Below are 12,710 nucleotides of genomic sequence, written 5' to 3' on the forward strand. Positions count from 1 at the left end.
GTGGCTAGGTTACAGAAACTGTGGTGAATTTCCTAGCTAACTGAAATCGACTATTGGGAGAATTAATTATGAGCGCAGAACTTTTAGGGCTCCTGTTCCCCGAACCTTTGGTAGCAGCTTATCAGAGAGCAGTGGCTGATTTGACCAAAACCAAACAACAATTACATGAAAGTCAACAGGAACTTTGGGATCTTCGTCAGGTGGTCAACCGGACCACCCCAGGAGCATGGGTAGACGAAAATGGCACACTTGTGGAAATTAACGAGGGATTTATTGAGGTTTTCGGTTACGGTGCAGAACAGTTAATCGGTAAACTGCATCCGTTGCTAAATTCTAGCTGCTATAATGCGGATTTTTGGGAAGAGAAGGTCTGGTCTGTGGTTAGATCTGGCGGTGTCTGGCGCGGTGAACTGCAAAACTGTACTTTGACGGGACGAGAGGTTTGGCTGGAAACGACTATTGTACCTTTGATGAAAACAGGTGCTACCCCAGAGAAGTATTGGGTAGTTACCCAGGATATTACGGAACGCAAGGAAATTGAGTTGGAACTGACCCAACTTTCCTGGGTGGCGAGTCAAACTGATAATGCGGTGATTATCTGCGATCGCCATGGGAAGATTGAATGGGTTAATGAGGCGTTTACTTGGATTACAGGCTACACTCTGGAAGAGGTGAAAGGTCTAACGCCAGGGTCTTTTCTCCAGGGACCTTTGAGTGATACGGAAACTATAGGCCAAATTCGCGCCTGTCTGAAGGAACACAAGCCCTATCGTGGGGAGTTGATTAACTATAAACGCCATGGGAGTCCCTACTGGCTGTCTATTAGCATTACTCCGATTTTTAACCACCAGGGGGATCTGACTAAGTTTATTGCGATTGAAACTGATATTAGCGATCGCAAAAAGATGGAGGAAGCCTTACGACAAAGTGAGGTGAGAAATCGCAGCCTGATTGAAGCGATCCCCGATTTAATGTTTCGTCTGAACCGAGATGGGGTGTTTCTTGACTATTTCCCGTCTAAGGATGATCGGGTGACAGAATCTAAAGAAGTTCTGGGAAAAACGGTTGAGCAAGTCTTTTCGGAGGACCTGGCCTGGTGGACACGCCACTATTTAGAATTAACTTTAACTAGCGGACAGTCTCAGTCTGGGGAATATATGCTGCCTTTTGAGGAAGGATGGCGCACCTATGAGGCTCGCTATGTTAAAAGTGGGGATGATGTGGTTTTGGCGATCGTGCGCGACATTACGAATCGCAAGGCTATAGAGGCGGCTTTATTAGTTGAACAGCAATTGGAAAAACAAAAAGCGGCTCAACTGGAAAAAGCGTTAGACAAACTACAACGCACCCAAACCCAACTAATTCAAGCTGAAAAGCTATCGAGTTTGGGTCAAATGGTGGCGGGAGTGGCTCATGAGATTAATAATCCTCTGGCTTTCATTCATGGGAACTTAATGTATTTGGATACCTGTATTAAGGATATTCAATATATGCTGTGTATGTACCATAAATATTACCCTGAGCCACTGCCAGAACTTAAAGAGGCTGTGGCTGATATTGATGTGGATTTTCTGCTAGATGACTTACCCAAGGCTTTGGAATCAATGAAGTTGGGAACCCATCGCATTCAGGAAATTGTTACGTCCCTACGCAATTTTTCGCGACTAGATGAGGCGAAAATGAAGGCGGTTGATTTGCATGAGGGAATTGAAAGCACTTTGCTGATTTTACAAAATCGCCTGAAGGCAAAAGCGGCACAAGGGGAGACACATATTATCCGTAATTATGGGCAACTGCCTCGGGTAGAATGCCATGCTTCCCAGATTAATCAGGTGTTCATGAATTTAATCTCAAATGCGATCGATGCTTTGGAAAATCAACCCGCACCTAGGGAAATCAAGATTAGCACCCGGTTAGAATTGGCTGAATATGAGGAAAATATGGATATGGTTGTTGTGGAGATTTCCGACAACGGCCCCGGAATCCCGGAGTCAGTCAGACAACAAATATTTAACCCATTTTTTACTACTAAACCTGTGGGAAAAGGTACGGGATTAGGTTTGGCTATATCTCATCAAATTGTGGTAGAAAAACATGGGGGAAAAATAGAATGTATTTCCGAACTAGGAGAAGGAACTAAGTTTATCATTTCTATGCCTTTGAATTGCACGAAGATTGATGGGGAACAATTAGTCTAGTGATTGCTAGGGTCGGAGGGGATAGGTAGTAGATAGTAGATAGTAGATAGTAGATAGTAGATAGTAGATAGTAGATAGTAAATAATAATCACGCTAACCGGAAAAGCTAAGGCCTATGTAATCCCACTCAATCAATTATTGATTATCGAGATGATTCCTAGAGATAGGTAAAGGACGCATCCGACTGAGTTTATCGGCGGCCCATTGTGCGGTCTCCCTGACATCGGGTTCGGGATCATCCATTGCTCTTTGGAGAATCTGGCTAGTTTGATACATTAAATCATAAATTCGGGTTAGGTCCCGAATGGCATTTTGTCGTACCTCTGGGTTTTCATCCTGCAAGGAAAAAACGAGGGCCCTACTCATGGGCTTGATACAGCGGGTGCTAATTTCTGCTAAGGCTGCCAATATTTTGCTACGCTGCTTGGAGTCTGATGTAAATAGCAAGTTTACCAGAGGTTCGATCGCTCTGGAGTCCCCCTGTTGGGCTAACTCCCAAATGGCTTTGCTGCGATGATTGGGGTTAGGATACTGTAGTTGTAAAATTAGTTCCTCAATGCGATCGATTTTGACAGGCTGGGGACTCTCGGGTACTAAGGTGGGTTCAGTGGGGACTGAAGGGGGAGGCGGCGCTTCTGTAGTAGATTCGGTGACGGGGGTAGGGGGAAGATTAATTAAACCATTCTCGGAAATGGGGGGGTCTGCTTCGGGGGGCGCTTCTGTAGTAGATTCGGTAACGGGGGTAGGGGGAAGATTAATCAAACCATTCTCGGAAATGGGGGGGTCTGCTTCGGGGGGCGCTTCTATGGCTGGAAACTGTATTAAGGTCTGAGGGGAGGTGGGGGAAATTTCGGGCGCGGGTTGTGGTTGGGTAGTCTGTTGAGTTTCCTGGGACTCTTCGTCTAAGTCGGGGGTAGCCAGAAGCCGAATTAGAATAAATACTGCGCCACCGGTGACAACTACTCCACCAACTCCTAAAAGAATCAGGGCTTTTGGGAAACCAGAAGGGGATTGTACCTGATTGTTGCCATTGCTGTTGGGGTTTTCCTGTGCTAAAAGCAGACTTTCAGAAGTTGTAGCGGCTAGGAAGGGAGATGGGGAGATCATCCCAGCAGTTTCCCTAAGCTGTTGCGCTACGGTTAAACTCTGGCTAGGACTAGCGGCAACTAATCCTGACCCAGTTAAACTTAGTGACAAAAATAACATTAAATGATCCAAAGCCATGAAACTTAAAGGGGGTGATAACTAAGGGCTACTTGAAAACGCGCTTTGGCTGGTTAGAGGAATGCGATCGCCAATCTGGGCTTCATGGTAACATTTTTGTTGCGCCTTGCGGTTGATGCACCCTACGCCATATTAGCGAATTATGGGGGCGATCGCCAATCAATGGGAATCGATAAGGGGCCCCCTGGTATAAGTCGGGTTTAGTGGGGGCTAGTTTTAGGCTATGCTTCCCTAGAACAGACAAATCTACACCAAACCAGGTTATATAATACTAATCTCAAAGCTGCTGATTTACCAAAAGCCAAGACAACAGACCTAACACGGCTTGATTTAAGTCACGCTATCCTAAAGGGGTGTCAACTTGGAGGAGCTAATTGGAGTCATGCTAATCTCAAGAGAGTTAATCTCGTGGGTGCTGATTTTACGGAAACTGGGCTGATGATAACTTATCTCAAAAAGGCTATTATGCCCAATAGTGAAATTCCGAGATGATCCGCCTAAACCTGTAAGTGCTTTTCTGGTCAACTTTCGAGCTTTTCCCATTACCTCAAAGTGGCGGCTATTGTTGCTGATTTGGGGTGGTCTTTGCCGATTTCTCGGTTTACTAATTCAGGGTGAAAAGTGAACAACTGTGAATAGTTGTTAATCAAGTTCGGGAAAAGGAAAGAGGGAACAGCTTAACGGGGAAAACGGGAAAGATAGCAGCATGAATTTAAAGGCTAATTCGCAGGTTGAGATGGTAACTAACTTTACCAGTCGGAAGGTGAGCCTAAATCAGATGGAAGCCTCCAAACCAACAGTCCAAATACCAGGGTATGAAATTCTCGATCTCATCTACAATGGCTCGAGTACGGCTGTTTATCGTGCTTTGAGTGGTGGCGATCGCCAACCTGTGGTAATTAAATTATTACACGATCGCTATCCTACCGCCAATGAATTGGAGAAATTTCGCCACCAATATACTATCGCCGAGTACCTCAAAGGATTACCAGGAATTGTTAATATATTAACTCTGCAACCCTATGGTAATGGGTTAGCCTTAATTATGGCTGATGATGGGTTGATATCTTTGGCTGAATATATCTATGAGTATCCCCTTGATGTACCCAAATTTTTGACCGTCGCCACGGCTATTGTTCAAATTATTGAAGGTCTACACCGTCGCCAAATTATCCACCGGGATATTAAGCCTCAAAATTTGCTGATTGAGCCAATTACTTTAGCTATTCAGTTGATTGACTTTAGCATTTCTGTGAGACTCTCAGATCAGGTAATTTTACACCATCAGAATAAAGGCTTAGAAGGGACTCCGGCTTATATTGCGCCAGAACAAACGGGACGCATTAATCGAGGGGTTGATCACCGGACAGATTTTTATTCTCTGGGGGTAACTTTCTATCAGTTATTAACGGGAAAATTACCTTTTAAATATAATAACCCCATGTCGTTTATTCACGCCCATATTGCCAAAAAACCTCAGCCTCCCCATGTCATTAAGCCAGAAATTCCGTTAATTATTAGCGATATAATTATGAAATTAATGGCTAAAAATCCTGAAGATAGATATCAAACTGCTTGGGGTATCTATATGGATTTGGTAGAGGCGAAAACACAATGGGAAATCGACAACCAACAGACATCGATTAAGCTGGGTGTTCCCTATTCAAATTATCCGGATAATTTGATAAAATTTCGGTCAGTAGAACTGACAGAAAACCTATCTTTAGACCATCAAATGCAGCCGGAGGTTGACCAAAAATTACAACGGTTAAATCCCTTGACTCAAAGGCTACTACAACAGGCGGCTTGTTTGGGGGATGAATTCGCCTGGGATATTTTATTCAGGGCTTCTCAGGTCTCACAAGCTCAAATGGGAGCGCTTTTGACTGAGGCGATCGCTGTTAATTTAATTGAGTTAGTAACCGCCAACTGCTATGGTTTTGTTAACCCTAGTATCCGCGTGGCTGCTTATCACCAAATTCTCCCTCACCAACGACCTGCTATCCATCTGGAATTGGGAAGACGGCTTTACCCATATCTAACCGCACAACCCTCTGATTCTCAGGAAAAAATATTACATTTTCTGGTAGTCAATCAGTTGAATTTGGGTGTAGAATTGATGGGGGAACAGTGGGAAAGGGATAGATTAGCAGAACTGAATTTAACCGCTGGATTTTTGGCTGTAGATCAGCAAAATTACCCTCATGCGATCGGATATTTGATGGTGGGTATCGGTTTAATTGGTGTGGAGGGATGGACAAGACAATATGAACTGACTTTAGCACTTTATACCCAAGCCGCACGGGTGGCTTATCTGGTTGGTAATGAGGAACAGATGAGCCAATGGTGCGATCGCATTTTGGCGGAAGCTCAAACTTTTGCTGATCAAGTACAAGCCTGGGAATTAAAAATATTGGTAGACCTTGATCAAAATCAATCCCAGACACCGATTATTAATACCCTGAATTTATGTCAACAACTGGGGGTAGAAATTCCCCTGGTTCCCCGGGGGGATATATTACAGCAGTCGCGGGTTAAATTCCTGAGTCTATCTCATTTAGAACCTGATAATTATCCCAGTGAATTATCCCCTAATTCTCCAGCTAATCATACCCGGCGCGCGGCGGTACATCTACTGTCATTAATTTGGGAGGCTAGTCGCCGTTATTACCCCCAAATGTCGCAGCTTATTGGCTTTGAATTAGTCAACTTATCAGTGGAGTTGGGAATAAGCGATCGCCTAGCTGTAGCCTACGCCGCCACCGGTTTAATCTTGACCGAATCAGGAGATTTAGATAGGGGATATGCTTATGGTAAATTAGCCTTAAAATGGCTGGATAAGTTAGATTTTATTCCCTTAAAGTCCAAGGTGTTACAATGGGTTAATCAAGGGATTAGACCTCGGCGCGAGTCCCTAGCTAATTGGCGTTCTTCTCTACCTGCTGAACAGTTACCCCGCTTGGCTTATTTAACTGGGGTTGATAATGGTTCTTTGACTCCTACGGAAGCCATTAACACCCTCAAGGGTACTTTGACTTTAGAAGACTGGTTAGGGAACTCATCACCAGAGATATTAACCTTTAATGATTATCTCGATCGCTTAATGGTGGCTTATATTTTGAGAGACTTTCCTAGGGGTTGGGAGTATGCACAGTTAGCCAGAAATCATGTGAATAACGTCATTTGTGTGGTGTCCAAAGCGCTATTTTATGCCTATGATTCCTTAATTCAATTAGCCATTCATCCCCCACCGCTAGAAGTGGGGGAAACCCTTAGGAAGAATCAGGATATTATTCAATCTTTTTGTGTGTCCGCGCCGCAAAATTTTAGGCATTTATGGGAGTTAGTGGAAGCTGAAAAATATCGAGTTTTAGGAAACCGTATTGAGGCGATCGAAGCCTATGACCGCGCCATAGAATTAGCTCAAAAACATGGTCATCACCGCGAGTTGGCGGTAGCTAATGAACGAGCAGCACTGTTTTATTTAGACTGGGAAAGGAACAAAATTGCGCGCACTTATTTAATTGATGCCTATTATGGTTATGCCAATTGGCAAGCATCCGCTAAGATTAAACTGCTAGAATCCAGTTATTTTTCACTATTAAGACCCATTTTATCTCGCCATAAGTCAGAGTATTTGGGAGCCACAGAAACTATTATTTCTAGTAGTACAGGCTCGGATGTTTTGGATTTATCTACTACCATTAGAGCTTCCCAAGCCTTATCTGGAGAAATCGATTTAAAGCAGCTATTATCTAAGTTAATGCAGGTGCTATTAGAGACTGCTGGCGCGCAAAAGTGTTGTATTATTTTAGGCGATCGCCTATCCAATTTGGCTATAGAAGGGGTCGCCATTTGTGATATGATATCTACATCTAATTCCACCAAAAAGACTCCGGGTAAAATTCAAGTTATATCAGTGTTAGAGTCTATTCCTGTCACCATGACCCAACAATTATCTCAGGGGATTATCGAGTTGGTCATGTCTACGGAAAAACCTGTCATTTTTGATAATGTTAGCCGTGATTTTATCAAGCCAGAGGATGAATATTTACAAGATAATCAACTATTATCTCTACTGTGTATGCCGATTCATCATCGCGGCGACTTGGTGGGTGTTTTATATTTAGAAAACAATTTGATTTACGGCGCTTTTACCTCAGAAAGACTACAAATTCTCAATGTTTTATTTTCTCAAGCTGCTATTTCTATTGGTAATGCTCGACTTTACTCGAAAATGCGGGAAGGGGAGCGACGCATGACCCAATTTTTAGAAGGAATGCCAGTGGGTGTGGCGGTAGTTGATAGTGTGGGGAAGTTACAATATATCAATCAACAAGCCAAAAATTTGCTGAATAAAAAGCTAAAATTAGGGGATATTTGTGATGATTTTTTGCCTATGCTACAGCCATTTTTAGATGGTTATCCAGACAGTTCCAATGCTGTTGATATCCATCAAGAAAAAAAGGCGATCGCCAATTTTCTGGAAATTAATCAAGGCGATAAATTAGTCCCTATTGAAAGTTGGGTAACTCCTTATTATGACCAAGAAGGTGATTTAGTCTATGCCATTATTGCCTTTCAAGATATTACCGAGCAACAGCAACGAGAAATTGCTCTCCGAGAAGCTGAGGAAAGATATCGCAGTATTTTTGAAAATGCCTTAGATGGTTTATTTCAGAGTACCCCCGATGGCAAATTTATCCGAGCAAATCCCGCCATGGCTAGGATATTAGGCTATAATTCCCCAGAGGATATCATCAACATTTGTGAGGATATTTCCCAGCAAATATATGTCAATCCCGACGATCGCATAACTTTTGAAAGATTAATCAGAGAACAGGGGGAAGTCTCCAACTTTGAATGTCAGTTTTATCGCAAAGATGGTACAAAAATCTGGATTTCTGAAACCGCGCGAGCCGTCCGAAACCAGTCCGGCGATTTACTTTACTATGAGGGACTATTGGAAGATATTACCTCACGCAAAATCGCCGAAAAAGAGCGATTAGAGTTATTAAATGAACTCTCCGAATTAAATCGGAATTTAGATAAAGCCTTAGATGCAGAATTTGAAATGACAGACGCTGCGGGTCGGTTTGTACCCCATCAGTTTCTTTCCTGCTTAGGTTATGAAAGTCTAGTCGAAGTTCAACTAGGAACTGCTGTCCAGAAAGAAATGTCAATTTTATTTTCTGATATCCGAGACTTTACCAGTTTATCTGAAGGTATGACACCCGAGGATAGTTTTAAGTTTATCAATGCTTTTTTAAGCCGTATGGAACCAGAAATTGTCGATAATTATGGTTTCATTGATAAATATATTGGCGATGGAATTATGGCTTTATTTGGCGAAAAACCCGACCACGCTGTTCAGGCGGGAATTGCTATGTTAAAACAATTAAGTGAGTATAATTTGACCCGTAGTAGACCCGGAAGGCGACCTATCCGCATTGGGGTAGGTATTCATACAGGAACCCTCATGCTGGGAACTGTTGGTGGTCGCAACCGCATGGATAGTACCGTTATTGGAGATGCGGTTAATTTAGCGGCTCGCATTGAGAGTCTCACCAAAAATTATAGCGTGTCTTTGCTAATTACCCACCAAACCTTGATGGGATTAGATGACCCTAATCAATACGCCTTTAGAATTATTGACCGAGTGAAGGTGAAGGGGAAAACTGATGCGGTAACAGTTTACGAGTTTTTTGATGCTGACCCCCCAGAATTACACGCTAAAAAGTTAGCAACTAAGGTATTATTTGAGCGTTCCCTATTCCTTTATTATCTCAACCATACCTTAGAAGCTAAACAGGGATTTCACGATTGTTTATCTCAAAATCCTAACGATATGGTGGCTAGAATTTATTTAAATCGTTGCTGGGAAAAACTCCGCTTGAGTTAGAATTTACCCCCTTACATAAACTTTTTAACAACCCCACTTAAATCTTGATTGAGGGGAGTACCCAAAGCCGTAAATTTCCATTTACCATTGTCTCGGTAAAGTTCCCCCATCAACATAGAAATTTTTTGGTCGTATGAAGGGTCTGCTGAGAGGTTATATAAAGCCATTTCTTTACCTTTAGCATCTACCACTCTGACAAAAGCATTTTCTACCTGACCAAAATGCTGTTGGCGAGTTTTAGCTTGGTAAATACTTACCCCAAGAATAATGTGGCTGTACCTATCGGAGATAGAATTTAAACGCAGAAAAATACACTCATCATCCCCTTCTCCCTCCCCAGTTAAGTTGTCTCCAGAATGATAAACTGTGCCATCACTAGACTTTAAATGACCATAATAAATCACATCATCTTTATAATTGCCGATTTTGCCACTATTGGAGAGTAAGATAGCATAAGCATCCAAGTCAAAATCGGCATTGACTCCCAGTAAATTACCGAAAAACCCCTTAGATTCTACTACATCCCATCCTAAACCCATCATCACATTAGATAGGTCATATTGACTTTTATCAAGAACAATACTCTGTCCTTTTTTCAGGTTAATACTCATGGTAAAATCTCCAAATTTTGCATCATAACAATCAGTCAGCAATCGGATTTCTATCATTTATCTGATAGTTAATGGCTTAGTTAACTACTTCTCCCAGAATTTTTATCCTGCTTGAATATTGTTCATATTTCATCAGAATTAATCCAGAAATCCGGTTGCTAATTAGTTAATTGTGACTGCCAATTTCTCACTTTGGGAATGAGATTAAGTCAACGCCAAAGGTACTTTAAACGTACTTATCTACGAAACTTTGTAATCCCTCATTATATCCCTGTCCAACTGCATGAAATCGCCATTCGCCACCTTTCTTATATAACCGACCAAATTCGACGGCGGTTTCCCGAGAAAAGTCTTCTTCTAGGTCATATTTAGCAATCTCGGTATTAGTTTGCTGGTCATAAATACGGATATAGGAATTGCGGACTTGACCGAAATTTTGTCGCCGTTGGTCTGCTTCGTGAATTGTGACGACAAAAATCAATTCTTCGATCGCAGAATTAACCAGATTTAGATCAATTTCCACCACCTCATCATCACCACTTCCCGACCCAGTGCGATTATCTCCTAAATGTCTAACCGCGCTATCAGGGGACTTCAAATTATTGTAGAATACAAAGTATTCATCTTGGGGGATTTTCCCATTGCTGGCTAACATAAACACGGAAGCATCTAAATCAAAATCCACCCCGGTATCAGTAGCATTGATATCCCATCCTAAACCCATTCCCACCTGTTGCAGTCCGGGGGACTCTTTGGAAAGATTAATCCGCTCACCTTTTTTGATATTGACTGACATCTTAGGTTCTCCTTCAACTCAATTTAGCTTTGAAAAACAATGCGTTTCTGATATTCGTCTTCTGTCATCATGCTATGGGAGTCAGCTACCCTATCCAAAAATATGATCCCTTCTAAGTGGTCATACTCATGCTGAAAAATACGAGCGACAAACCCAGTTAGTTCTTGGTGTTGAAGATGACCATCACGGCTGGTATATTCAACTTCGATCGCCTGATAACGGTTAACAATTCCCCGAATTCCCGGAACACTTAAACAGCCTTCCCAGTCAGCCACCATTTCCTCAGATTTACCGATAATTTTGGGGTTAATCATAGCGGTGGGTTCCATTTCGGGCGCTGCTGGATAGCGGATACTAGGACGGGAAGCGATGACTAAGATACGATCGCTATATCCCACCTGTGGCGCAGCGATACCCACGCCATTTTTTTCAATCACCGTTGCCATTAAATCATCAATCAGAGACTGAATACGCGCTTCCCAGATATTAGCAACAGGTTGAGCATGGTCACGCAGCACCGGGTCGCCCAACTGAGTAACCGCGAGTATATCTCCCATAGCAATGCCTCCAAAATTCACAAACCGAGGTAGAACCGTTTAGCCAGTTGTTTGAGATGGCAAATTCCCAGTTTTCACTTGCAATATCTGTGAACTTCCGTTGCGATTCACCTCAATTTCTAGTATACTACCAACTGCCTTACTTTGTACAATTTGCTGTACTCTTTCAGAGGTTGTAATAGTTTGTTGGTCAAGATTCAGAATCACATCTCCCGGTTGCAGTCCTGCTATGTCAGCCGGGGAACCAGATACGACATTAACAATTAATACCCCATCAGTGTCAGGAATAGCAAATGGCAAACCTTGGCTATTTTGGAGTTCTTGGCGAAATCTCTCGGTGAGGGTGACCATTTCAATTCCCAAATAGGCGTGTTCAGCGCGACCGGAAGCGATTAGCTGTTGAGCAATTTGTTGAGCATGATTAATGGGGATCGCAAATCCCAAGCCCTGAGCGCCGCTGATGATGGCTGTATTCATCCCAATGACCTCTCCCTTAGCATTCAGCAGGGGACCGCCAGAATTACCAGGGTTAATAGCAGCATCAGTTTGGATGAATCCTATACGCTTATCAGGAACACCGACATCAGTGCTAGAACGTCCTGTAGCGCTAATAATTCCGACGGTTACGGAGTTATCAAGTCCGAGGGGGTTTCCAATGGCGATCGCCCATTCTCCGGGGGAGAGTTGTTCAGAATTTCCGATAGTGACAGTGGGTAAATTGGTCGCGTCAATTTTAATCACGGCTACATCTGTGACCGAATCAGTACCCAACACCTGACCATCATAGCGGCGACCATCTTTTAATATAACCTGGACGGTATCGGTACCTTCGACGACATGACTATTGGTGAGAATGTGACCATCAGGAGATAAAATAAAGCCGGAGCCAGTCCCTTCCTCAAGGCGATCGCCAGGGGGACGCATACCCCTAGGAGGATTAAAGAAGTCCCTAGGGAGAGAATCATCGAAACGATCGCGACTGACCCGCCGAGAAGCATTAATTCTCACCACCGCCGGACCCACCTTATCGACTGCTTCTACAATAAAGTTAGAGGCTTGATCAGAAGAGGGATTAAAGGGGTGAGTCAGCCAATTAGGGGCGTTAAGTCTAGGTTGGGGTCTAGTTTCTGTGCTACCGAGAGTGGCGCTATCTGGGGAACTGACCTGAGAGGCTGTCTCGTTAGGATTACCAGGGTCGCCTAATTTGTTCTGTAGCCAGCGATCGCCGATTAATGCTCCAGTTCCGCCAATCAGCAAAAACAGAAAATAGATAACAGGGTGTTTCCAAAAGCCTTTTCCAGTGGTATCAGTCATAATGACTCAAATATAATTTAGTAGGGGGCTGTCCGGGGTTAGCATCTGATACCAACTTCCCGTCATGATCAGGCACTTTGTCCCAATTTAACATGATTCTTGCCGGCT

General features: G+C 43.1%; 8 protein-coding genes. 3 read left to right on the forward strand and 5 right to left on the reverse strand.

Going from position 1 to position 12,710, the window contains the following annotated elements; translation table 11 throughout:
- The first annotated feature begins 68 nt into the window (after window positions 1–68).
- A complete protein-coding gene (locus tag NLZ44_RS07400; RefSeq protein ID WP_493752344.1) occupies window positions 69–2,198 on the forward strand; it encodes a PAS domain-containing sensor histidine kinase in 2,130 nt (709 codons plus the stop codon).
- A 135-nt stretch (window positions 2,199–2,333) separates the two neighbouring features.
- Here NLZ44_RS07400 and NLZ44_RS07405 read toward each other — a convergent pair whose 3' ends face one another.
- A complete protein-coding gene (locus NLZ44_RS07405) occupies window positions 2,334–3,422 on the reverse strand; it encodes a HEAT repeat domain-containing protein (RefSeq protein WP_493752345.1) in 1,089 nt (362 codons plus the stop codon).
- A 342-nt stretch (window positions 3,423–3,764) separates the two neighbouring features.
- On the opposite strand from NLZ44_RS07405, the gene NLZ44_RS07410 reads away from it, so the two are divergent.
- Together NLZ44_RS07410 and NLZ44_RS07415 are read left to right on the forward strand one after the other, a co-directional pair.
- Window positions 3,765–3,914 carry a pentapeptide repeat-containing protein gene (locus NLZ44_RS07410; RefSeq protein ID WP_493752963.1) on the forward strand — a complete coding sequence of 50 codons (150 nt, stop codon included), beginning with the start codon at window positions 3,765–3,767 and terminating at the stop codon, window positions 3,912–3,914.
- A gap of 214 nt (window positions 3,915–4,128) precedes the next feature.
- Window positions 4,129–9,324: a protein kinase domain-containing protein gene (locus NLZ44_RS07415; protein WP_493752346.1), complete on the forward strand. Its 5,196-nt coding sequence runs from the start codon at window positions 4,129–4,131 to the stop codon at window positions 9,322–9,324.
- Window positions 9,325–9,335: 11 nt separating this feature from the next.
- Here NLZ44_RS07415 and NLZ44_RS07420 read toward each other — a convergent pair whose 3' ends face one another.
- The 4 genes from NLZ44_RS07420 to NLZ44_RS07435 all read right to left on the reverse strand — a co-directional run bounded on the left by NLZ44_RS07420 (window position 9,336) and on the right by NLZ44_RS07435 (window position 12,602).
- Window positions 9,336–9,935: a TerD family protein gene (locus NLZ44_RS07420; protein WP_035760030.1), complete on the reverse strand. Its 600-nt coding sequence runs from the start codon at window positions 9,933–9,935 to the stop codon at window positions 9,336–9,338.
- A 226-nt stretch (window positions 9,936–10,161) separates the two neighbouring features.
- A complete protein-coding gene (locus NLZ44_RS07425; RefSeq protein ID WP_493752347.1) occupies window positions 10,162–10,731 on the reverse strand; it encodes a TerD family protein in 570 nt (189 codons plus the stop codon).
- 23 nt (window positions 10,732–10,754) lie between these two features.
- A complete protein-coding gene (gene def / locus NLZ44_RS07430) occupies window positions 10,755–11,288 on the reverse strand; it encodes a peptide deformylase (protein ID WP_493752348.1) in 534 nt (177 codons plus the stop codon).
- A 39-nt stretch (window positions 11,289–11,327) separates the two neighbouring features.
- Window positions 11,328–12,602: an HhoA/HhoB/HtrA family serine endopeptidase gene (locus tag NLZ44_RS07435; protein WP_493752349.1), complete on the reverse strand. Its 1,275-nt coding sequence runs from the start codon at window positions 12,600–12,602 to the stop codon at window positions 11,328–11,330.
- Window positions 12,603–12,710 lie beyond the last annotated feature (108 nt).

The sequence above is a fragment of the Arthrospira sp. PCC 9901 genome (assembly GCF_059013425.1).

What these genes read in the sequence shown, in the direction of transcription:
- NLZ44_RS07415 (WP_493752346.1), top strand. Translation starts at nt 4,129, where the DNA reads ATGAATTTAAAGGCTAATTCGCAGGTTGAGATGGTAACTAACTTTACC.
- NLZ44_RS07400 (WP_493752344.1), top strand. Translation starts at nt 69, where the DNA reads ATGAGCGCAGAACTTTTAGGGCTCCTGTTCCCCGAACCTTTGGTAGCA.
- NLZ44_RS07420 (WP_035760030.1), bottom strand. Translation starts at nt 9,935, where the DNA reads ATGAGTATTAACCTGAAAAAAGGACAGAGTATTGTTCTTGATAAAAGT.
- def (WP_493752348.1), bottom strand. Translation starts at nt 11,288, where the DNA reads ATGGGAGATATACTCGCGGTTACTCAGTTGGGCGACCCGGTGCTGCGT.
- NLZ44_RS07405 (WP_493752345.1), bottom strand. Translation starts at nt 3,422, where the DNA reads ATGGCTTTGGATCATTTAATGTTATTTTTGTCACTAAGTTTAACTGGG.
- NLZ44_RS07425 (WP_493752347.1), bottom strand. Translation starts at nt 10,731, where the DNA reads ATGTCAGTCAATATCAAAAAAGGTGAGCGGATTAATCTTTCCAAAGAG.
- NLZ44_RS07435 (WP_493752349.1), bottom strand. Translation starts at nt 12,602, where the DNA reads ATGACTGATACCACTGGAAAAGGCTTTTGGAAACACCCTGTTATCTAT.